The organism is Paracerasibacillus soli (assembly GCF_042432965.1).
GTDB classification, from domain to species: Bacteria; Bacillota; Bacilli; order Bacillales; family Amphibacillaceae; genus Paracerasibacillus; species Paracerasibacillus soli.
In genome coordinates this window covers 142,923-164,644 of sequence record NZ_JBHLWL010000002.1, presented here as the reverse complement: position 1 = coordinate 164,644, position 21,722 = coordinate 142,923, and the positions used below count along the sequence as shown (strand labels likewise).

Sequence of the window (21,722 nt, the reverse complement as noted above, 5' to 3'; positions counted from 1 at the left end):
TTTAATTCTACAGGGAAACTCACTTGTTTTCTATTTTTACTAATACTAAAAATAGTGTTAGTGAATTTTTATCACCAACACTATTTATTGTAGAGCCAAATAACCTTACCATTGCGACATACAACAGTAAGGTTATGAATAATATATACGTTCAATAAACCATTGAATACTCGGTAAGCCATGTTCTGTTCCATTGTACTGCAAACGGTGGTTAGCCTCGTACTTTGGTCGTAATCATCTATCTACAAGTATTGTCAATACCTGTCCCTTTTTCGGTTCAATTCCCTAATCAAGGATGCCCCTACCATTATTTGGGTTGCTCACTCGTGGGGTTTACCGCGTTCCACCTAAATTGTTTCCAATTTAGTTCGTCACTGTGGCACTTTCAAGTATACTCGTCCATATCATAAGACTTAGGACTTTTTACTGCCGTTAACGTATATACGACGTTACCTTGACTTATGAATTCGTCAAGCACGAACACTACAAACATCGCAGTTTGTGTGAGCATGGACTTTCCTCTGCACAATGTGCAGCGATTACGTAAGTATTCAATTTGACTATGAGGTTATTATATCATAAATCTTTATGTTTAGCATTGGAAAATAATGTTTTTTAAGATTCAGTGTTAGCATTTGCATATTTAGCGCCAAACACAGCTTTTTCTAAATTAGATAATCTTTTTAAAACATCATAATTTACTTGATGATTCGGTGTCGCGCTTCTTGTCCTAGGTTGTTCAGTTTGTTGCTGTTTTAAACGTTCATTTTCTTCTGTCAAGGTTTGAATTTTTTGTTGAAACGCTTCATAATCTTGAATAATTACATCTAAAAATTTATCAACTTCTTCTTGATTATATCCTCGCATCGAGACTTTAAAATCTTTTTCAAGAATATCCTTTGCATTTAACTGTTTTTTACTTTCTGCCATTACATTTAACACCTCTCTTGAATTGAAATACAAGCTTTACTCTATTTTATTATAGCGTGTAAACAATATGTATAAATATTATACCATTAAAATAAGAAGCTGAGAAATCAGCTTCTTATTTGTCTACTCCATTATTCAAATCATCTGGATGAAATGAAAATGGTAACAAATCTTCCATTGTAACTGTTTTTATATCATCTTGTAAATTTGTTAAATGAATTTTCATATTTGGATCAAAGAATTCACTCATAACTTGTCTACATGAACCACATGGTGGTACAGGACGATTTGTATCTGCAACAACTGCCATCTCAGAAAAGGACGTTTCGCCATCTGAAAGTGCTTTAAAAATTGCAACCCTTTCCGCACAACATGAAACTGGGTAAGCTGCATTTTCAATATTACAGCCAGTGTACAATTTCCCAGACTTCGTTTTTATGGCTGCACCTACAGGGAATTTCGAATAAGGCACATAAGCTTTCTCTCTTATTGCTTTTGCTTCTTTCACTAATTGGTCCTTGGACATGTCTTCCCCCCTCAACTATATGTGGAACATCATTATAAAAAAAGAAAAAGGAAATGTAAAGCGCTTTAGCTCCCACTTTGTAAATCATGTAAAAGTTGATCCAAAACATACTGTACAGACTTATACATTTCCATATATATTCTTTTCCTAGTATCGATATAGTAACTATGCATGATCAATAATCTCATGTTTTCCTTCGAAGAAATAATTTGTTGTGGATACACATGTATTCCTTGTCGTTGTTTCAATGTATGAAGGGCCTTTTCCTCCCATTCCGCCAGTAAAATATGTATAGGCTCTGTTTGTGTTTTAACAAAGGAAAAGAACTCGTGGTCCCTTCTGTTTTTAGGTGGTTCATGACTTTCATAGTACGCTTTTAAATCCTTCATATGACGTTTTAACAAAGTTGTTAATTGTATCAAATCCATCATTTATTCACCTGACATCTTTATAATAATATACCTAATATCCTTATTTTAGCATTTCTTTTATAAAGATGATACGTATATTACGAGCTTTTAAAGAATTTGTCGTTTTATACTTGCATATTGTTGGTGCAATGAAGCTATGGTTTGCTGTTGAGTAGTATAATAAGCATGAATGGTATGCTCGAATTCCAGTACGGTCTTTTGTTCCATCATTTGTACCTGATCATATAAGGACTTTAAAATCACTTCCACTTTCTGTTTTGAAATACCGTTTGTGGCATAACTATCAATTTGTTTTAATAATTGTCCCATGATAAGCCTCCCTATTTTTTTGCTTATGTAAACCATTCTATCTTGATGCATAAACTCCTGCTCATTCGACAAAACTAGAAGTAATGTTTCAAAACTAGTGCATTTGTACAATTTTTATACAAAGGAGGCATCCCTGATATGACTGAAAAAAATAAAAACAAAAATAAACAACACGGAAAAGAAGAAACGTTTAAAGATTTACAAAAAGGTGACAAAAAATTATCTGGCCCGAATCGTCCTTCCACATAAATGTTATGAAGAGGATTTGCATTGTAGCAAATCCTCTATTTTTTTTGCAATAAATGCTTTAGTCTTACATAAACTTCAAAGAGCTTTCTTTTTCGATAAAATTGTTTGGAAATTACTTGGTACCTCCTAATTTCTATTTGTTTGAGCCATTTACTAACATTTTTTGTTTGATTGTACCAATCGGGATATTGCTTATATTCATGTTCTATTACTGGAAAAGCAGCACGTAGGTCTACTGTTTGTGACTTTAACTGATTACATGAAAACTGTTCATAATCATGACGTGATCCTGTATGGGGAACAGATAGACAAAAATCTTTCACGCGAAAATATATAGAAGGTGTAAATAATAGGTGAAAGATTTTTTTACCAAGTTTTATTCGATTCTCTACTTTTGTGAAGCCAGGAACAAAAAACCCATATAATTCCCTCTGTTTTGTTGGTAGCAAAACAGCATTCATTCTTAGTATATTTTGTAATAGATAAGGTATTTTTAAAAAAACATGTTTTTTATAATAGTTATTTTGCATAATTGGCCTATCAATGACGTACTGCTCGTTAATAATTAAAGCATATACCATTCTGGTTAAATCCTTTTTTCTCCAAAACAAATACCATTCCCTTATCATGAAAAGAGACACATTAAAATATTGTAATAAATGGAACTTAGCCTCGTTTTGTTCCGTAGATAATTGATATATAAGTAATTGTGGATATGCGTCGGAAAAAATGAGCCAATTTGCTTTTTCATATGTGTGAAATAATTGGTTGTTCTCTATTTCGCCTAAAGTTTGTTTAAAGACTGGTAATACTAAGTCCGTCATATTCCAACCAGCATTTCTAGACACGACACTAGCTAGAAATGCCCATTTTATCTCTGGATGCTTTAGGTAGAACGCAAAATATGCATTTGTACGTGAAATGTTATCCAAATTATGTTTTTTTGTCTCATTTGTTATAAAATAGATATAGTTGGTATCTTTACTTGCATCTGTCATGAAATCACCTATCTTTGCATGATATTCTACATTCTTGTTACATTTAAGGAAGAATAGTTATCAAAAATTGCTTTTTTTGGTATGATACTGTAATACACTAGGGGGATGTACATGAATTATCCAAATGGATTAACAAAAAAGGTACCTGCACCAGTAAAAAACAATACATCGTTTGCAAATCGTGGTATGTCACTAGAAACAGATATTAACGAAACAAATATGTTTTACTTGGCAACAGACCGTGCAATTATTCATAAAAAGCCAACACCAGTACAAATCGTAAATGTAAATTATCCAAAGCGAAGTGCTGCTGTTATTACAGAGGCTTATTTTAAACAAGCATCAACTACAGATTACAATGGACTTTATAGAAATAAATATATTGATTTTGAAGCGAAGGAAACAAATAATAAAACAAGTTTTCCTCTAGCAAACATCCATGAACACCAGATTAAGCATATGCATGCAATTGTAAAGCATGGTGGTATTTCTTTTATTATTATCCGATTTACACAATTAAATGAAACTTATTTCCTATCAGCAGAACACTTATTTACATACTGGGAAAATCAGTTTAATGGAGGTAGAAAATCTGTACCTTATGCAGATATTAAACAGCATGGATTTCAAATACCATTTCAATATCAGGCGCGAGTGAATTATTTAGCCATTATTGATCAGCTCTATTTTTAAACCTTGGAGGTAAAGTAAAATGACTGCAAATAACGATAGCCGTATGGCTCGTAGAACAAAAAAGAAAACCAAAAATAAACCATTATGGAAAAAAATATTGCTTTCCATTCTCTTATTATTTTTAGCAATTGGTATCGGAATTGGCGCCCTTTTTACATATTATATTGCAACAGCGCCATCCATTGATGCAGAAAAACTGTCCGATCCTTTTTCTTCGCAAGTATATGATATAAATGTTGATCTAATTGCAGATTTAGCACACGATGAAAAAAGAACTAAAATAGAATATGATGATTTGCCACAAAATCTAATTGATGCAGTTACATCAACAGAGGATGCTCGCTTTTTTCAGCATCATGGTATAGATTTGAGAAGAATTGGTGGCGCCGTTTTAGCAAACTTTAAACGTGGCTTTGGTGCTGAAGGTGCAAGTACAATTACACAACAAGTTGTTGAGCGTTCCTTTTTAACACCTGAAAAGAAGATTAAATTAAAAGTCCAAGAAATGTGGCTTTCTTTAAAATTGGAACGCCAATATTCTAAAGAGCAAATTTTAGAAATGTACTTAAATAAAATTTTCTATGGAAGTCATGCATACGGGGTTGCAAGAGCAGCGGAAGTATATTTTGGTAAAACAGATTTAAAAGAATTAACGTTACCAGAAGCAGCAATTTTGGCTGGGTTACCACAAAGGCCTACTGCCTATAACCCATTTCATGATCCAGAACTTACAAAAAAACGTATGAAAACTGTTTTAACTTTGATGGTGCGTCATGGAAAGATTACACAAGCAGATGCAGATGAAGCAATGAAAGTTGATATTAAGTCATTGTTAGTTGAAAAACAAGAGCAGGCAACACCTTATGAAGCATTTATGCAACAAGTAGAAAATGAGGTTAAAGAAAAGATTGATGGTGCAGACATCTACACAGATGGGCTCAAGATATATACAACATTGGACCCGAAGGCCCAAGAATATGTAGAGCATTTATTATCTAATAGTGAGGATAGTCCAATTAAATATCCTAATGATTCTATGCAATCTGGAATGGTTGTATTAGATACAAAAACAGGTGAAATTCGAGCAATTGGAGGACGAAGAAAAACTGAAGAAGGTCAAAAATTACTAAATTATGCTATACAGGGTAAATTTCAAGCGGGTTCTACTGCAAAACCTATTGTATCTTACGGTCCTGCTATTGAATATAATAAAATATCAACATATCACCAAATTAATGATGATAAACCATACCTAGTAAAAGGCACTACACATTCCATTCAAAACTGGAATCGCCGTTATCAAGGTTGGATGTCAGCACGTTATGCCTTAGCAAATTCATTAAATGTCCCGGCATTAAAAACTTTAGAGGAAACTGGTTTAGATAAAGCGAAAGAGTTTGCGAAAGGCATTGGTTATACATTTGCTAACGACCAAATAACAATTGGAGATGCAATTGGAGGAACTGATACAGCTGTAACGCCACTACAAATGGCTGGTGCATTTAGACCATTTGGTAATGAAGGGATTTACAATGAGCCTTACGCCGTAACAAAAGTAGAATTCCCTGATGGAAAAGTCGTTGATTTAAAACCTGAACCTAAAGCTGCCATGTCTGATTATACGGCTTATATGATGACAGACATGTTGAAATCTGTTATTCATGAGGGTACAGGTAAAAATGTAAATATCGCAGGTTTGCCAATGGCAGGTAAAACAGGAACGACAAATGAAAATAAAGATGCTTGGTTTGTAGGTTATACGACGAACTATACCATTTCGGTTTGGTCTGGTGGATATAATGAGGATGGAAAGAAACGTCAAAGTATTCCGGATGGATACACACACATATCCCAAGATTTATTTAGATTAACGATGACCGAGTTATCAAAAGATCTCGAAACTCCTGATTTTAAAATGCCAAGTTCTGTTGTTCGAGTTGGTGTAGAAAAGGGATCGAATCCAGCATCATTACCTAGTAGTTATACACCTAGTTCTCAAATTGTGACAGAGCTATTTGTAAAGGGTACTGAGCCTAAAGCGAGATCAGAGAAATTTGATAAACTGGATCCCGTTAAAGGTTTGAAAGCTGCATATGATGAAGACTCAAATTCGATTCAGGTGGATTGGCAATATAAAAATGATGCCGACGTTGAATTCGAGATTAGTTCTAGTGTGAATGGCGGTTCCATGAAAGTACTCTCTACAACAACAGATACAACATTTGATATTTCAGAAGTAGAACCAGGTGCCGACTACACCATTCAAGTTGTTGTTGTGGATAAGGGTGACAGCTCAAATCGTAGTGATGCTGTCACGACTAAACTAACACTTCAATCTGAAGAAACTGAAGAGCCCGACGAAGATGATGAACAAGAAGAAGTGAAAAATGTACCACCTGTTAGTAACCTAGATGCAAAATATGATGGAGAAAAGTTGATTGTGAAATGGAATTATGATGGACCACCCGCAAAGTTTGAAGTTTCCGTAAATGGCCAAACACAAACTGTCAAATCTCAAGGTATAGATATTAAAGGAGTGCAGCCGGGTCAATCTTATACAATAGTAGTCACATCTATTTCAGATCAGCAAGATAATATTAGAAGTGAACAAAAAAGTGTCACCATTCAAATTCCAAAGGATACAGATGAAGATGAACCTGTTGACGGTGATGGTGAAGACTCAGATTCCGATTAAAAAAAAGCGCCTTAGGGCGCTTTTTTTAATTGGCTTCATTTGCTAATTCTTTTTTCATACGTTTTTTACCTTCTCGACATAGAGGCAATAGCGGACATGCTGGGCAGTTAGGATTACGTGCTTTACAATGGTATCTCCCAAAGAATATAAGTCGGTGATGTGTTTCACTCCATTCATCTTTAGGTATCTTTTTCATTAAGGTTTTTTCTACTTCTAAAACAGAATCTTTCCATCTACAAATTCCCAATCTCTTGGAAACCCTCTCTACATGTGTATCTACTGCGATAGCCGGTTCGCCAAAAGCGACCGATGCTACAACATTTGCTGTTTTTCTACCTACCCCAGCTAACTGTACAAGCTCTTCTTTAGAGGATGGTACTTCCCCATTGTAATCATCTAGCAATTGCTGGCATAATATTTGAATGTTCTTTGCTTTATTCCGATATAAACCAATGGAACGAATATCATTTTGTAATTCAATGAGTGAGACTGCTAAATAATCTTCAGGAGTTTTATATTTTTTAAATAAATCCTTTGTTACCTTATTCACTAGCACATCTGTGCATTGTGCAGAAAGTAATACTGCAATAACAAGTTCAAATGGGTTATCATGAATAAGCTCACATTCCGCTTCTGGAAACATTTTCTTCATTTCATCTAAGCAGAAACGGATTTCTTTTTTATTTAACAATTTATTCCTCCCCTTTTAACCAATTATAATAAAGGGTCTTATCCCCTGTCGCTTCTTCTTTATATTCTCTTGTATTCGTTTGTCTTGTTTGTCTTATTGTTCTACTAGCATCTCTAGCCTGTTCAACCGTCTGTATACCTTTTTTTTGCCAATCCCGTAATATTCGGTCAATGTATTTAAAGTTTAACTTCCCCATTAAAACTGCTTCTCTTAAACCAGCCTTTATTAAAGAAGGTGCGATTTGATCTTCGTCAATCCATGCATTTATCATTTCTATTTCGAAAGGAGAAATAGGTCGTCCGAACTCTTGTTCAAATAAAACGAATATTGTACCAAAATGTTCTTCCTCGACTTTTTCAAGCTTTTCGTCATATAGGTTTTTCCAAAGAGTTTCTAATGAATATACTTCACTTACCTGATTTTCTGCATTTTCACCTTTTTCAATTGTTAGAAATTGCTTTCGTACAAGTTTTCTTAGTATTTTAGAACACTCATCTTCGCTTACAGACATACATGACGCAATGTCAAATGGTGTCGGAAAGAAATTTCCCTCATATGCAAAGCGATGAATTTGTATAAGAACCATTACTTCTTTTTCATCGAGTCCTAAAGACGTATAGGATGATAGTAGTGATGTTGAAATCGAAAGCTGATCTAGTAATATTTGTTGTATGTTATACCCCTTTGTCATTGTTTACACCTCTTAACTAGTATAGCATGTCTCATTCCATAAGCGACTATAAAATCCCTTGCGCATGTGGCAAGGGATTTATCATGTAGATCATGGATATAGTCGATTTAATAGTCTTGGGAACGGAATTGTTTCACGTACATGTTCTACTCCACTAATCCAAGCAACTGTTCTTTCAAGTCCCAAGCCAAAGCCGGAGTGTGGTACACTACCGTACTTTCTAAGTTCTAAATACCAGGCATAAGCAGGACCTGTTAAATGATATTGTTTATAGCGTTCTTCCATTAATTCAAAGTCATCAATTCTTTCAGAACCACCAATAATTTCACCATATCCTTCAGGCGCGATTAAATCGGCACATAAAACCAAGTCAGGATTTTCAGGATGTGGCTTCATATAGAATGCTTTTATATGTGCAGGCCAGTTAATAATAAATACTGGCATATTATATTCCTCTGCAATTGCAGTCTCATGAGGCGCTCCAAAGTCATCCCCATAATCGATGTCGGTAAAGCCCTTATCTTTTAATAATTGAATTGCTTCTTTATATGTTAGTCGAGGGAATGGTGCTTGTACCCTTTCCAATTTACTCAAATCACGATTTAAAGTTTTTAATTCTGTTTGACAGTTTTTTAACACAGACTGTACAATATGTGACACATATTGTTCCTGCACCTCTAAACTTTCCTCATGTTCCACGAAGGCCATTTCTGGTTCCATCATCCAAAATTCAATAAGATGACGTCTCGTTTTTGACTTTTCCGCACGGAAGGTAGGGCCAAATGAGAACACTTTACCTAATGCCATAGCCGCAGCCTCTAAATAAAGTTGTCCACTTTGTGATAAATATGCTTCTTCATCAAAGTATTCCGTATGAAATAACTCCGTTGTATCTTCCGCAGATGCACCTGTTAATATAGGTGGGTCGATTTTAACAAAACCATGTTCATTGAAAAACTCATATGTCGAACGAATGATTTCATTACGAATTTTCATGACTGCATGTTGTCTTTTAGAACGCAACCATAGGTGGCGGTGATCCATTAAAAATTCTGTACCGTGTTCTTTTGGAGTAATTGGATAATCAATCGCTTCATGAATTAGTTCAATATCTTTAACATGCATTTCAAAACCTAAAGGTGAACGGGTATCTTCAACGATTGTTCCCGTAATATACATAGACGACTCTTGATGCATATTTTTTGCTAACTCAAAAGTTTTCTCATCTACATCACTTTTTGCAACGACCGCTTGCATAAAGCCAGTTCCATCTCGTAGTTGTAGAAAGGCGATTTTACCACTTGACCGCTTATTCGCTAACCATGCGCCAATTTTTACTTCTTTTCCTTCATAATCTTTTACATTTACAATAGTAGTTTTCAACATTCATTCCTCCATTAAAACAATCATTAGTGTTTTTCTACAAATCGTTTAATTCTTTGAGCAGCTTCTACGAGCACGTCTTCTGAAGTAGCGTACGATAGTCGCACATTATTAGGAAATCCAAATCCAGATCCTGGAACGAGTGCAACCTTTTCCTCAATTAATAATGCTGCAACCCAATCGTCAACTGTGTCATAGCCACATTTTTTGGCAGCTTCTATTACGTTTGGAAACAAATAAAATGCTCCGTTTGGTTTTTTACAAGAGATACCAGGTATATCAATTAATAAATTATAAAGGACATCCAATCTTCTTGAAAAAACATCTCTCATTTTAATTGTTGGATCTGTTTCATTTTCATATGCTGCTAAAGCAGCATATTGTGCAATTGAAGTTGGATTTGACGTTGCATGAGAGGCATGATTTGTCATTGCTTTAATAATCACCTCTGCCCCCGCTGCGTAACCAATTCTCCAACCTGTCATTGCATGTGATTTTGAAACACCGTTAATGACAATCGTTCTCTCTTTTAGTTTCGGTGAAAGTTGGGCAATCGAAATATGTTTATCATTTGTATAAATTAATTTTTCGTATATTTCATCCGAAACAATAAATAATTCATGCTTTTCACATATATCGCCAATTTTTCTTAATTCCTCTGCTGTATACATCATACCTGTTGGATTACTAGGTGAATTGATGATTACAGCTTTTGTACGTGGTGTTATTGCAGCCTCTAATTGTTCTGGTGAAATTTTAAAATTATGATTCTCTAGACCATCAATATAAATTGGAACACCTTCTGCCAATTTCACCTGTTCAGGATAACTCACCCAATAAGGTGTAGGTATAATTACTTCGTCCCCTTCATTTAAAAGGACTTGAAATAGTGTATATAATGCGTGTTTTGCTCCTGATGTAACGATAATCTCTGTTTGCGTATAACTTAGTCCATTATCACGCTGAAATTTATGTATGATAGCTTGTTTTAACTCTTGAATACCTCCTGTGGGTGTGTATTTCGTCATTCCTTTATCCATTGCATCTTTGGCAGCATCTATAATAAATGATGGTGTATTAAAATCAGGCTCACCAACACCTAAACCAATTACATCATGACCTTCTTGCTTTAATTGTTTTGCTTTCGCTGAAATAGCTAAAGTGGAAGAAGGTGTTAAACTATTCACTCGATTTGCTAATTCCATAAATATTACCACCTTTACAAAGTTTTTAAGTTATTTATGAAGTGATGGTCGCAGACGTAATTGTTCATAAAGCGTTCCATCTTCCATTGTAAAGTATTCAAAGACATATCGTCCAGAATGATCATAATATGTGATCTCCCATATTGACTCTTTATTGACAATGCCAGGTTTGATGTCAACAAAACGACACTCATTACAACTACTCATCCATTTTTTCAAAATAACATCCTTCGATTTCACATCAGATTGATGAACAACTGTCAGAGCTTGTTTCTTCCCATCTTTAGATTTAGGAATAAAAACAATTAACTTTTGATGATCCTTTGTACTTCCGCTTACAACATGATAAAGTTGATTCCCATGAAAACGTTCAATGGATTCGACTGTTTCTATATTAGCTTCTTTTTTAGCTATTTGTTCGGATTCCAAAAAGCCTGTTTCTTTCGATACTAAAATGGAATGATATAACCAAATACTAAAAACCAAACAACTTATAAGCACAAGGGCCACAATGGAAAGCAGCCATATTAGCCGGTTTGATTTTTGCTTTTCAAATTGATAATAATTTTTCATCATAGCCACCTACATTTTACTCACTCTGTTTTTTATCAATATTTACTACTTATAACTAAACTTATCATGTGAACACTATATATAAATACACCAACCCATACCAATTTATCATACTGATGGCGACATCAGTATGATTTTACATAATTAAAACCACTCTTTTGCGTGTTCCATTAGTTTTGTAGTTGAAAGATGATATATCGGTACCTCTGGTATGGAATTAATAAAATATTGACCGTATCGACTATCTACAATGCGTGAATCACATATAAAAACGATACCTCGGTCCTTTTTCGAGCGAATAAGACGGCCAAATCCCTGTTTAAAACGAATAACTGCATGTGGTAATGCTAAATCCATAAAAGCATTTTTCCCTTGAGACTTCAAATGTTCTGCTTTGGCTGCATATACAGGATGATTGGGAGCTTGAAAAGGCAATCGTACAATCATTAAGCACGATAAATCTTCACCTGGAATATCAACACCTTCCCAAAAAGAACTTGTTCCGAGTAAAATAGCCTTCTCAAACTTTTGGAAATTCTTTTTTAAGCGCGATCTACTCCCACTAGAAATTCCTTGGGCAATCACCATATACTCTTCTTGATCCATTATTTCCTTCATTAAATAAAAACATTTTCTTAACATGTCATATGAAGTAAATAGAACAAGCATACGACCATTTGTAATTTCCGCTAGTGATAGAATGGCTTCCGTTGTGGAATAAATAAATTCATCTGTATCATTTTTAATATTTGGAAAATCACTTGGAATAAGTACTTGTACTTGATCCTTATAAGAAAATGGTGAAGAAATGCGATAACTTTGTGTATTTTCCTTTGGCAATCCGAGTCTATTTTCTATAAAGTGAAAAGAACCTTGCATCGTTAGCGTGGCACTTGTTAAGACGATACTCTGTTTTTTTGCAAATAGATGTTCTGACAATATATGTGATATTTCTTTTGGTTCACTATAAGTATAAACAGCATTTTTTGCACCATAGGAGTCAATTTCAATCCATTTTATTGTCGATGAATCTTCTGTGAGAAATAAAAATTCAAGTTCATCCAAATACAATTGTAACTGCTTCATACTTGTTTCAGTATTTTCTTTGATTGCAGAATCTGTACTTTTATATTGAATTAATGATAACAAGTGAATTAAATCACGAATATACCGAGTAAGTCGGGCTGCCATTTCCTTTATTTGTAACCAAGTTTCAGTTTTTTCATTATCCTGAACATGATATTGGATACGGCCAACATCACTTAATGATTTTTTTGCTCTCTGCTGGTCTGTAACATAGCGGTAAATGGTACGAAATAATATATCTAGTTCAAATTTTGCATCTTGATATATTTTATCCCATTCATCTTGCAAATCTTGAAAATTGAAGTTTTCCCCCGTATTAACTTTTGCAAACCATTTACTGTCCATCGTATGCCCTAATTGATTAAATGTAAATGCTATATGCATATAGTCAAGCTTTAATCCATAATGATGTGCAGCCGTATCTTCAAGATGATGTGCTTCGTCAATAATTGCCTTATTATATTTCGGCAAAAATTGAAAGTTATTTACCATATCTGTACATAATAATGCATGATTTGTTATAACTAGATGCGCTTGTTGTGCTCGTTTTCGGGCTCTTTGATAATATGACCTGGAAAACCAAGGAGACGTTGGATCAAATGTACCTTCTGATTCAGCTGATAATTTTTGGTAAAATAACGTACCCCTAGATGGTAAATGCACCTCATCTATATCGCCAGTTTCAGTCTCTAATAACCAAACAAGAATCATTGCTTTTGTTAGAACAATATCATAATTGTCGTCTTCTATTTGTTCTAATTCCCGTTCCAATTTTTCAAAACTAATGTAATGCTGCTTCCCTTTCAATAGTGTTGCTGAAAAATGAAAAGGTATAAGTGAACGAATTAAGGGTATTTCTTCTTCTAGTAATTGACTTTGTAATTGTGTCGTATGCGTACTTATTACAATTCTCTCGTCGTTTCTAACAGCTTCGTAAATTGCTGGAATTAAATAAGCAATGGACTTACCGGTTCCTGTTTCAGCTTCAATTAATACATGTTTTTTTGCATCAAAACCCTCTTGAATATACTCGGACATTTGTCGCTGACCTTGTCTTTTTTCATAATGTTTTAACTTAGTTTCCATTACACCGTTTGATTCATACAGTTCATCTAAAAAGTCTCCATATGAACAATCATACCCACCTGGATTTGGATTATCTTGGACAGGTTTTTTATAGGCAATTCCCCGATAAGTTTCAATATGTGTATAGATGTCTTCTGTATACTGTAAGGCCTTTTTCTGTGCATACAAAAGAGCAAAAAGATCTGAATGAAGCTTTGGTTCCAATTGAAGTAAATGGTCAATCGTTTCAATTGGAAGTGTATGAAGCTTTTCCTTTATTTTTAGAAATAACTTTGCAGTGACATATGCATCAGATAAAGCACGATGTGGATCTTCATGCTCAATATCTAGAAACTCTGCAAGCTTTTCGAGCTTAAATCCTGCCGAAGTTGGAAATAAAATTCGTGCTAATTCAACCGTGTCCAAGACGGGATTTTTTAGTTGAGGAATATTAAAATTTGCTAGTTCTGCATTTAGAAAACCAAGATCAAACGAAATATTATGTGCGATGATATAACAATCCTCAAAATAATGCGCAATTTCATATGCCTTTTCTTCAAAAGTTGGCGCATCTGCCACATCATCATTAGAAATACCAGTTAGATTAACAATAAATGGTGGAATTGTTTGCTTCGGATTTAAAAAAGTTGAATATGTATCCACTATCTCGTCATTTTCAATCACAACAATCCCGACTTCGATGATTTTATCATTATTCTTTGGTGAATGCCCCGTCGTTTCTAAGTCTATTACAACATATTTATCCATCAGCCTCTCCACCTTTCTTTCCTGCTTCAAAAAGAAGACTCTTATCAGTTGATAAGAGTCTTTGTCATCATAAAGTGAAACTCCATCTTGTGAAGAATTTTAAATAACTCTATTCTTCTCATGCAGATAGTTCGCCCACCGGAAGTGGGTTGTATAGACCTAGCCCACAGATGTAGCATGCTAATTCCAATGTAATATGTGACTTTTCGTGGCAGTTATTTCCCTGATAAACGTTTATAATTATCACTTTTATAACATAGGTATCGTATGAATACTTATGATAAATGTTTTGTTTTGGTTAACGGTGGCTCTTGTTCAATAAGTTGTGTAATTGTATTTTGTTGCGACATAATGGCAACTTTCGGTTTAAATGATGCTAATTCTTCTGCAGAGATAAGTGCATAAGCAATGATAATCACTTCATCACCTGGTTGTACTAATCTTGCTGCAGCTCCATTTAGACAAATAACACCAGAACCTTTTTGGCCGGCGATTACATACGTTTCAAATCTAGCACCATTATTATTATTTACTATTTGTACCTTTTCATGAGGTAAAATATCAACTTGTTCCAATATTGCTTCATCAATCGTAATACTACCGACATAATTTAAATTTGCTTCAGTCACAATTGCTTGATGAATCTTTGCTTTCATCATCGTTCGAAACATCTATCTATCCCCTTATGAAAATTTGTTTTCCAAATTTCCTTGTTCATTGAAAATTAGATTATCTATAATTCGTGCCTTTTCAAAATATAAAGCACCAGCGAGAATAACGCGTTGATTAATCTGATCAACTTTTTTTAAGTCTGGATATGATAATATATCTATATAATCTATTTTTGATGAGGTGTTGTTCTTCAAATAGTTTTTTACCTCTTTTTCTATCATAACAGGATTTGTTTCTCCGTCAACTACTAACTTCCTACCATAATTTAATGCTTTATACAGTTCTGTTGCTTCTTTTTTTTCCTGCGGTGATAAATGAACATTACGGCTACTAATTGCCAATCCTGACTCTTCCCGAACGGTAGGAACACCAACAAGTTCAATTGGAAAATTTAAATCTTGAATTAAAGCATCAACAACGGCAACTTGTTGGGCATCTTTTAAGCCAAAATATACTTTCGTAGGATTGACAATATGAAAGAGCTTAGCAAGAACAGTTAATACGCCATCAAAATGACCTGGGCGACTTTTGCCGCATAATTGGTCAATGCGCTCGTTAATACTTAATTTTATTTTCATCTTATTCGGGTACATATCCTGAACTTGAGGTATAAATACAATGTCTACTCCAATTTCTTTCGCAAGCTCTACATCTTTTACTTCATTCCTCGGATAAGTCTCGTAATCTTCCGTTGGTCCAAATTGTAATGGATTTACAAATATACTCACAATGACAAGTTCATTTTCTTGTTTCGCTCTTTCCATTAATGTCATATGTCCTTTATGTAAAAATCCCATCGTTGGAACAAAACCTATTTTTTTTTGCGTCGTTTTGGTTAATTGTTGTAATTCAGAAATAGAACGAATCACTTTCATGATCAATCACCTACTCTTTATGTGGTAGAAACTCTTCGTTTTTAATAAGAAACGAATGGTCATCGGTTGGAAAAGCAAGTTTTTTAACATCTTTCACGTAATTTTTTATAGCTTTTGTGCCATGTTCATTAAAATTGCCATATGCCTTTACAAATTTAGGCAAACGATCCACGCCGTATATTAAAAGATCATGGTAAACGAGAACTTGACCATCACAATGAATACCTGCCCCAATTCCGATCGTAGGAATTTCAATCTCAGCTGTTATCATTTCCGCTAATTCTTTTGGTACACATTCTAGCACAATTCCAATCGCACCAGATTTTTCGAGTTGCTTTGCTTCTTGAAGAAGTTTCTTACCAGTTGCTTGATCTTTTCCTTGTACCTTATATCCGCCAAGTACATTTACGGTTTGTGGAGTAAGACCGATATGTCCAACTACCGGAATACCTGCGCTTGTTAACTTTTCTACTAAAGTTACAACTTCTCTCGATGCACCTTCTACTTTTAAGGCTTGTACATTTGTTTCTTGAAAAAGCCTTCTTGCATTTTCTAATGAAGCTTCCAATGAAATGTGGTAGGACATAAAAGGCATATCTAAAACGATGAAAGTGTCTGGAGCCCCTCGTTTTACTGCCTTTCCGTGATGAATCATATCATCAACCGTTACTTGTATAGTAGAATCATATCCAAGGACAACCATTCCTAATGAGTCCCCAACCAATATCATATCCACGTTTGATTCTTCAGCTAATTTCGCAGATGGGTAATCATATGCGGTAAGCATCGTAATTTTATCATTTTCAGTTTTCATACTTTTTATTTTGCTAGTCGTTAACAATTCCATTTTCCCCCTTTTTAAACCAATCTATTTCAGCTGAATATAACTTGGTCTTTTCTCCTAACTTATTTGTTACGAGTAGAGCGCCATCTTCAGCAATTCCACAAAATTGACCTGTCCATTTTTCATGCATTGTTTTAATTGTAATCATTTCCCCGATCTTAAATCCATAACCTTCCCAGATTTCTTTTATAGTTTGAAAACCAAACTGAATAAACTGTTCATATTTTTTTTCAAATTGACTTAGTAATTTTTGAATGAGTTCACTAATAATTAATGATTCTTGGAGTTCTATTTTTAAAGAGGTTGCAATGTTTTGTATTTCTACCGGTAAATCAGTAATGGTCTGGTTTACATTGATTCCGATTCCGATTACGACATATTGTATCTGGTCTTGCTCGGCTTTCATCTCTGTTAAAATACCTGCAGCTTTTTTATTATTAATAATAATATCATTTGGCCATTTTATGTATGGTTGTAAACCAAGTTCACTGATAACGTGTGCTAATACAGTTGCAGTCAATAATGTTAATTGTGGTGCTTTATGTGGTAGAATGGCTGGCCTTAAAATAAGACTAAGCCATATCCCCTTCCCCTTTGAAGAATGCCAGGCTCGATTCATTCTACCTTTTCCAGCCGTCTGCTCGTCAGCTACAACAATTGTACCATGCTTTGCTCCATCCATTGCTAATTCATGGGCAATTGTTTGCGTTGATGTCGTAGAATTTTTATGAACGATATGTTGCCCAAGCCATTTAGTATTTAAGCCCCACTGTATTGTGTTTTCACTTAACTTATTTGGAAAAGATATAATTTTATATCCTTTTCTAGGTATACCTTCAATTATATAGCCATCCCTTTTTAATTCTTGCATATGCTTCCAAATTGCATTTCGAGATACGTTAAGTTCATCTGATAACTGCTGACCAGATATATACTTTTCTTGAGTGTCTGCAAGTAATTCAATTAATTTATTTCTGGTGGATTGCATAAGATCCATTCCTTTATCATCGTTTTATCATTTTTTATTTGACGAAGAACAACTAATTTTTCTACCGTATTTAATATTTCTTGTACCCATGGTCCTGGTTTAGATTGAGGAAACATATCAAGTAAGTCATTGCCATTTAACTGTAATTCTTTTCTTGAATGGATCGCTAAATCATGATAGAGAGAAAGAAAAGTAGTTTGATCAATCTCTCCGAACAATATTTTTACTAACCTAAAGAATTGCTTATGATAATCTTGTTTCACTTGATAAACAAGCCACGGATCAAGATCATGTGCTCTATAATATAATACGTTATCTACCAAATGTGTTGCTTCTTTTTTAATGACATTGGCACACTTCCATTTTTTTACCCATTCTAGAATCGAAATGTTTGGATGAACAAGATGGAGTAACGCTATTACCTCACTAAAAGATGAAAGTGGTAAAATATTTTCAGGTATTTTTTTAATCAATGTTAAATTGTCCTTAAAAACAGGTAGAAACTGGTAAATCTGAGTTGCATATAAATACCTTAAGCCTATACAGATGTGTTTCCCTGCAAAAAACTTGGTCATTTCATGTAATATGCGTTCAATTGCAACTTGTTCTATTTCGGCTTTTAGTTGTTGTATAGCCTGTAATGTATTTACTTCAATTGTAAACCCTAGTTGACTTGAAAAGCGCAATGCTCTTATCATTCTTAATGCGTCTTCATTGAATCTACTTAGGCTATCTCCAACCGTTCGAATCGTTTTCTTTTTCAAATCTTCTTTTCCAGAAAATAAGTCAATAATATTTTTCTCTCTATCCATTGCTAGTGCATTGATAGTAAAATCTCTTCTAGCCAAATCTAAATCAATTTTATCAATAAATCGCACAGAGTCAGGATGACGTTGATCTGAATAGTCCCCATCTATACGAAAAGTTGTTACTTCATAGGAATTTTGTCGGTGCCTTACAATGACGGTCCCATGTTCAATTCCGACAGGTATGACTTTCTCGAAAATTGTTTGTATTTGCTTAGGTGTAGCAGAAGTAGCAATATCAATATCACCAACATCTCGTTGCAACACATAATCACGAACACAACCGCCTACTAAATAAGCAGAAAAGCCGTGTTCTTCAATTATTTGTAAAACTTCAAATGCACGATGAAATGACTCATCCATTTTCATGTTATCACAATTCCTTATTCATTTAACAATTCATGATATAAATCTACATATTGTTGTACAATATTATCAGAGTAAAACATGTTATGTAACCTATTCATCGCAGCAGTAGCGAATGTTTCATGTAATTGGTCGTCTTCTAATAGTTCAATGGCATATTTGGCTGCTTGCTGCACATCTCCTAATTCAACTACAAAACCAGTTTCATTATGATGAATCACTTCTGGAATCCCGCCTACATTCGTACCTATACATGGAACCGCACATGCCATTGCCTCTAGTAATACGAGTCCAAAACTTTCCTTTTCTGACAGAAGTAATTTTAAATCGGAAATAGATAATAGGTCATTAATGTTCTTTTGTTTTCCTAAGAATAAAACTTTATCTTGTAGATTGTAAGACTCTACTACTTGAACAGCGGTCGAAAACTCGGGTCCATCTCCAACGAGTAATAATTTACTATCAATCGTTTTCTCGATAAGTGCAAAAGTTTGTATCACGTCCTCCATACGCTTTACTTTTCTGAAATTGGAGACATGAATAATCACTTTTTGTTCTGGTTGAATACCGTATTGTGTTTTAATCGATGTCATATTTTTTCTTTTGTACTCATATTCATTGACAAAATTATATATCACTCGAATATTTTTATCGGTGCCTGTTGTTTCTTTCGTTTGATTCACAAGATCGTGTGAAACGGCCGTTACGGCATCTGACTGATCAATTGCATATCGTATCATTTTATTAAATGTACGATCAATGCCAAGTACGGTAATATCAGTACCATGCAATGTTGTTACAATTTTAACATCACGCTGTGCAATTTCTCTTGCTAATATGGCACATATAGCATGTGGCATTGCATAATGAACGTGAAGGATATCCAACTTCTCACGGTCAATAACTTCGGCCATTTTAGATGCTAACATTAAATCGTACGGCGGATATTGGAAAACGGGATAATGACTTAGCTCCACTTCATGAAAATAAATAGCTGGATTTACTTGTTCTAAACGAAAAGGTAAGCTTGATGTAATGAAGTGAATCTCGTTACCAAGTTGTGCTAATCTCATCCCTAATTCCGTCGCAATTACTCCTGAACCACCTACAGTTGGATAACAGGTGATGCCAATTTTTGTCATACTCGTTAATCCTTCTTCCCTTTTACTATATTTCTCCATTCAAAATCACCACGTGCCAACCCGTGCATCATTATTTCACCAGATGCCATATTGGTCGCTAATGGAATTTGATGTACATCAGAAAGCCGCATCAAAGCACTAACATCTGGTTCATGGGGTTGCGCCGTCAGTGGATCACGAAAGAAGATGATCATATCAATTTCCTTTGTCGCAACTAGTGCACCAATTTGTTGGTCTCCACCATATGGACCAGACTGAAATCGATGAACGGGTAAACCTGTTGCTTCAGAAATTAATTTTCCAGTTGTACCAGTTGCATATAAGTGATGATGATGGAGAATATGTTGATAAGCGCTTGTAAATACAATCATATCTTGTTTTTTCTTATCGTGTGCAATTAACGCTATATTCATGATAAACCCCTCTTTTTTTAAAGTAAAAAATTAAGCTTTTGACACAATGAAAAATACCTTCTTGCCAGCTCTTGTAGAAACAACATGCCCAAAATTTTGCACACGCTGACATTGTTCATTAAAAGTCAACTTACTAACGAGAGAATGTAATATCTAATAGTTATTTTATAATATGTTCTAACCCATATACGAGCTGTTGTAACTCTAATACTTTTAATATAGAAAATTTAATTCCCGACATAAATGAATCACGATTATATGAATCATGTTGTACTGTCAATGTTTGTCCTGGACCACCAAATATGATTTCGTGGTGTGCAACAAGACCAGGTAATCTTACACTATGTACTCTTATACCATCTACTTCTGCACCACGTGCTCCTGGAATTAGTTCTGTTTCTTCTTTATGACCTTGGTGTTTGTTTCTTCTAGTTTCTTGAATCATCTGAAACGTTTTTATTGCTGTACCTGAAGGTGCATCCAACTTTTGATCATGATGCTTTTCAATTATTTCAACATCCGGGAAATATTTCGCAGCAATTTGTGCAAATTCCATCATTAATACTGCACCAATTGCAAAATTCGGTGCAATAATGCAACCAGTTTTTTGTTGTTCAGCAAGCTGTGATAATTCCTCTACTTGTTCCTTGGTAAAACCAGAGGTGCCTACTACCGGTCGGATTTGATGGAGTAATGCCTCTTTTGTATGATGATATCCAACATCTGGAACTGTTAAATCAATTAAAACATCTGCTTTAACATGTTGAAAACATTCCTTTGCATCCGTATAAACTGGTACATTAAAATCATAATTTTGTTTCAGTCTTCTATCGATACAAGCTACTAATTCTAGTTCTTTATCTTGGGATATCATGCTTAATGCCTCTGATCCCATTTTACCTCTAGGTCCAGCTAAAATTACTTTTATTGTCATATCAAGATACCTCCTATTTTCGGGTCCAGCGGTCTTTATCACGTGTTTCAAATTTACGCATAGAGCTTTCAAATGCTTCAGATAAGTCGATATTCAAGGAATTAGCAAAACAAGCCATCACAAACATGATGTCACCTAATTCGTTTTCAACTGTATTCTGTTCTTCTGATAATTTCTTTGGTTTTTCCCCATAATAATGATTAACCTCACGGGCCAACTCACCAACTTCCTCTGTCATCCGTGCCATCATACTTAATGGAGAAAAATATCCTTCTTTAAATTGTGAAATATATTGATCTACACGTTTTTGAATGTCATTTGTAGTATAGCAATTCATTATTTCTCACCTCATTATTCTTCTTTATGTTAGCTAAACGAACAAGATTTGA

Annotated in this window: 22 protein-coding genes and 1 other RNA gene; 2 read left to right on the top strand and 21 right to left on the bottom strand. The window is 34.5% G+C overall.

Annotation, left to right across the window (positions count from 1 at the left end; genetic code table 11):
• Positions 1-169: 169 nt before the first annotated feature.
• The 6 genes from rnpB to ACFFIS_RS01255 all read right to left on the bottom strand — a co-directional run bounded on the left by rnpB (position 170) and on the right by ACFFIS_RS01255 (position 3,443).
• Positions 170-551: RNase P RNA component class B (gene rnpB, locus ACFFIS_RS01280), an RNA gene on the bottom strand.
• A gap of 64 nt (positions 552-615) precedes the next feature.
• Positions 616-930 (bottom strand): cell division regulator GpsB, encoded by a 315-nt coding sequence (gpsB, locus tag ACFFIS_RS01275; protein WP_320379030.1) that lies wholly within the window; start codon positions 928-930, stop codon positions 616-618.
• A gap of 115 nt (positions 931-1,045) precedes the next feature.
• Positions 1,046-1,456 (bottom strand): cytidine deaminase, encoded by a 411-nt coding sequence (locus ACFFIS_RS01270; RefSeq protein WP_320379031.1) that lies wholly within the window; start codon positions 1,454-1,456, stop codon positions 1,046-1,048.
• Between the two features lie 65 nt (positions 1,457-1,521).
• On the bottom strand, positions 1,522-1,884 hold the full coding sequence (locus ACFFIS_RS01265; protein ID WP_320379032.1) for a DUF1798 family protein: 363 nt from the start codon (positions 1,882-1,884) through the stop codon (positions 1,522-1,524).
• Between the two features lie 90 nt (positions 1,885-1,974).
• A complete protein-coding gene (locus ACFFIS_RS01260; RefSeq protein ID WP_320379033.1) occupies positions 1,975-2,196 on the bottom strand; it encodes a hypothetical protein in 222 nt (73 codons plus the stop codon).
• A 284-nt stretch (positions 2,197-2,480) separates the two neighbouring features.
• On the bottom strand, positions 2,481-3,443 hold the full coding sequence (locus tag ACFFIS_RS01255) for a DUF2515 family protein (protein ID WP_320379034.1): 963 nt from the start codon (positions 3,441-3,443) through the stop codon (positions 2,481-2,483).
• Between the two features lie 111 nt (positions 3,444-3,554).
• Between ACFFIS_RS01255 and recU the strand changes: the two genes are divergently transcribed.
• Positions 3,555-4,136, top strand: coding sequence for a Holliday junction resolvase RecU (gene recU / locus ACFFIS_RS01250; protein WP_320379035.1), 582 nt, complete (start codon positions 3,555-3,557; stop codon positions 4,134-4,136).
• Positions 4,137-4,155: 19 nt separating this feature from the next.
• Positions 4,156-6,831: a PBP1A family penicillin-binding protein gene (locus tag ACFFIS_RS01245; RefSeq protein ID WP_390185818.1), complete on the top strand. Its 2,676-nt coding sequence runs from the start codon at positions 4,156-4,158 to the stop codon at positions 6,829-6,831.
• A 25-nt stretch (positions 6,832-6,856) separates the two neighbouring features.
• Here ACFFIS_RS01245 and nth read toward each other — a convergent pair whose 3' ends face one another.
• The 15 genes from nth to ACFFIS_RS01170 all read right to left on the bottom strand — a co-directional run bounded on the left by nth (position 6,857) and on the right by ACFFIS_RS01170 (position 21,670).
• On the bottom strand, positions 6,857-7,522 hold the full coding sequence (gene nth, locus ACFFIS_RS01240) for an endonuclease III (protein ID WP_320379040.1): 666 nt from the start codon (positions 7,520-7,522) through the stop codon (positions 6,857-6,859).
• Position 7,523: 1 nt separating this feature from the next.
• On the bottom strand, positions 7,524-8,213 hold the full coding sequence (locus ACFFIS_RS01235; RefSeq protein WP_390185817.1) for a DnaD domain-containing protein: 690 nt from the start codon (positions 8,211-8,213) through the stop codon (positions 7,524-7,526).
• A 90-nt stretch (positions 8,214-8,303) separates the two neighbouring features.
• Positions 8,304-9,596, bottom strand: coding sequence for an asparagine--tRNA ligase (gene asnS / locus ACFFIS_RS01230; RefSeq protein ID WP_390185815.1), 1,293 nt, complete (start codon positions 9,594-9,596; stop codon positions 8,304-8,306).
• 26 nt (positions 9,597-9,622) lie between these two features.
• Complete coding sequence (locus ACFFIS_RS01225) at positions 9,623-10,801, bottom strand: pyridoxal phosphate-dependent aminotransferase (protein ID WP_320379042.1); 1,179 nt, start codon at positions 10,799-10,801, stop codon at positions 9,623-9,625.
• 30 nt (positions 10,802-10,831) lie between these two features.
• Positions 10,832-11,374 (bottom strand): cell wall elongation regulator TseB-like domain-containing protein, encoded by a 543-nt coding sequence (locus tag ACFFIS_RS01220; RefSeq protein ID WP_390185813.1) that lies wholly within the window; start codon positions 11,372-11,374, stop codon positions 10,832-10,834.
• A gap of 144 nt (positions 11,375-11,518) precedes the next feature.
• Positions 11,519-14,293 carry an ATP-dependent DNA helicase DinG, 3'-5' exoribonuclease type gene (locus tag ACFFIS_RS01215; protein WP_390185812.1) on the bottom strand — a complete coding sequence of 925 codons (2,775 nt, stop codon included), beginning with the start codon at positions 14,291-14,293 and terminating at the stop codon, positions 11,519-11,521.
• Between the two features lie 275 nt (positions 14,294-14,568).
• The gene (gene panD, locus ACFFIS_RS01210) at positions 14,569-14,964 is read right to left on the bottom strand and encodes an aspartate 1-decarboxylase (protein ID WP_320379047.1); all 396 of its coding nucleotides are present in this window, start codon (positions 14,962-14,964) and stop codon (positions 14,569-14,571) included.
• Between the two features lie 12 nt (positions 14,965-14,976).
• On the bottom strand, positions 14,977-15,840 hold the full coding sequence (gene panC / locus ACFFIS_RS01205; RefSeq protein WP_390185809.1) for a pantoate--beta-alanine ligase: 864 nt from the start codon (positions 15,838-15,840) through the stop codon (positions 14,977-14,979).
• A 10-nt stretch (positions 15,841-15,850) separates the two neighbouring features.
• A complete protein-coding gene (panB, locus tag ACFFIS_RS01200) occupies positions 15,851-16,681 on the bottom strand; it encodes a 3-methyl-2-oxobutanoate hydroxymethyltransferase (protein WP_390185808.1) in 831 nt (276 codons plus the stop codon).
• Positions 16,668-17,681 carry a biotin--[acetyl-CoA-carboxylase] ligase gene (locus ACFFIS_RS01195; protein ID WP_390185805.1) on the bottom strand — a complete coding sequence of 338 codons (1,014 nt, stop codon included), beginning with the start codon at positions 17,679-17,681 and terminating at the stop codon, positions 16,668-16,670. Before ACFFIS_RS01195 ends, panB begins: the two co-directional genes overlap by 14 nt.
• The gene (locus ACFFIS_RS01190) at positions 17,648-18,847 is read right to left on the bottom strand and encodes a CCA tRNA nucleotidyltransferase (RefSeq protein WP_390185804.1); all 1,200 of its coding nucleotides are present in this window, start codon (positions 18,845-18,847) and stop codon (positions 17,648-17,650) included. The genes ACFFIS_RS01195 and ACFFIS_RS01190 overlap by 34 nt, the downstream gene beginning before the upstream one ends.
• Before the next feature lie 14 nt (positions 18,848-18,861).
• Positions 18,862-19,986, bottom strand: coding sequence for an N-acetyl-alpha-D-glucosaminyl L-malate synthase BshA (bshA, locus tag ACFFIS_RS01185; protein ID WP_390185828.1), 1,125 nt, complete (start codon positions 19,984-19,986; stop codon positions 18,862-18,864).
• A 5-nt stretch (positions 19,987-19,991) separates the two neighbouring features.
• Positions 19,992-20,399 (bottom strand): methylglyoxal synthase, encoded by a 408-nt coding sequence (locus tag ACFFIS_RS01180; RefSeq protein WP_390185802.1) that lies wholly within the window; start codon positions 20,397-20,399, stop codon positions 19,992-19,994.
• Positions 20,400-20,559: 160 nt separating this feature from the next.
• Positions 20,560-21,333 carry a 4-hydroxy-tetrahydrodipicolinate reductase gene (gene dapB / locus ACFFIS_RS01175; protein ID WP_390185800.1) on the bottom strand — a complete coding sequence of 258 codons (774 nt, stop codon included), beginning with the start codon at positions 21,331-21,333 and terminating at the stop codon, positions 20,560-20,562.
• Between the two features lie 13 nt (positions 21,334-21,346).
• Positions 21,347-21,670 (bottom strand): nucleotide pyrophosphohydrolase, encoded by a 324-nt coding sequence (locus tag ACFFIS_RS01170; protein ID WP_320379052.1) that lies wholly within the window; start codon positions 21,668-21,670, stop codon positions 21,347-21,349.
• Between the last annotated feature and the right edge of the window lie 52 nt (positions 21,671-21,722).

Coding starts and splice junctions, on each gene's coding strand:
- ACFFIS_RS01270 (WP_320379031.1), bottom strand. CDS start 1,456: ATGTCCAAGGACCAATTAGTGAAAGAAGCAAAAGCAATAAGAGAGAAA.
- ACFFIS_RS01180 (WP_390185802.1), bottom strand. CDS start 20,399: ATGAATATAGCGTTAATTGCACACGATAAGAAAAAACAAGATATGATT.
- ACFFIS_RS01190 (WP_390185804.1), bottom strand. CDS start 18,847: ATGAAAATGGATGAGTCATTTCATCGTGCATTTGAAGTTTTACAAATA.
- ACFFIS_RS01235 (WP_390185817.1), bottom strand. CDS start 8,213: ATGACAAAGGGGTATAACATACAACAAATATTACTAGATCAGCTTTCG.
- ACFFIS_RS01225 (WP_320379042.1), bottom strand. CDS start 10,801: ATGGAATTAGCAAATCGAGTGAATAGTTTAACACCTTCTTCCACTTTA.
- ACFFIS_RS01170 (WP_320379052.1), bottom strand. CDS start 21,670: ATGAATTGCTATACTACAAATGACATTCAAAAACGTGTAGATCAATAT.
- ACFFIS_RS01215 (WP_390185812.1), bottom strand. CDS start 14,293: ATGGATAAATATGTTGTAATAGACTTAGAAACGACGGGGCATTCACCA.
- ACFFIS_RS01255 (WP_320379034.1), bottom strand. CDS start 3,443: ATGACAGATGCAAGTAAAGATACCAACTATATCTATTTTATAACAAAT.
- panD (WP_320379047.1), bottom strand. CDS start 14,964: ATGTTTCGAACGATGATGAAAGCAAAGATTCATCAAGCAATTGTGACT.
- ACFFIS_RS01260 (WP_320379033.1), bottom strand. CDS start 2,196: ATGGGACAATTATTAAAACAAATTGATAGTTATGCCACAAACGGTATT.
- ACFFIS_RS01265 (WP_320379032.1), bottom strand. CDS start 1,884: ATGGATTTGATACAATTAACAACTTTGTTAAAACGTCATATGAAGGAT.
- ACFFIS_RS01195 (WP_390185805.1), bottom strand. CDS start 17,681: ATGGATCTTATGCAATCCACCAGAAATAAATTAATTGAATTACTTGCA.
- recU (WP_320379035.1), top strand. CDS start 3,555: ATGAATTATCCAAATGGATTAACAAAAAAGGTACCTGCACCAGTAAAA.
- panC (WP_390185809.1), bottom strand. CDS start 15,840: ATGAAAGTGATTCGTTCTATTTCTGAATTACAACAATTAACCAAAACG.
- ACFFIS_RS01220 (WP_390185813.1), bottom strand. CDS start 11,374: ATGAAAAATTATTATCAATTTGAAAAGCAAAAATCAAACCGGCTAATA.
- dapB (WP_390185800.1), bottom strand. CDS start 21,333: ATGACAATAAAAGTAATTTTAGCTGGACCTAGAGGTAAAATGGGATCA.
- bshA (WP_390185828.1), bottom strand. CDS start 19,986: ATGACAAAAATTGGCATCACCTGTTATCCAACTGTAGGTGGTTCAGGA.
- gpsB (WP_320379030.1), bottom strand. CDS start 930: ATGGCAGAAAGTAAAAAACAGTTAAATGCAAAGGATATTCTTGAAAAA.
- ACFFIS_RS01245 (WP_390185818.1), top strand. CDS start 4,156: ATGACTGCAAATAACGATAGCCGTATGGCTCGTAGAACAAAAAAGAAA.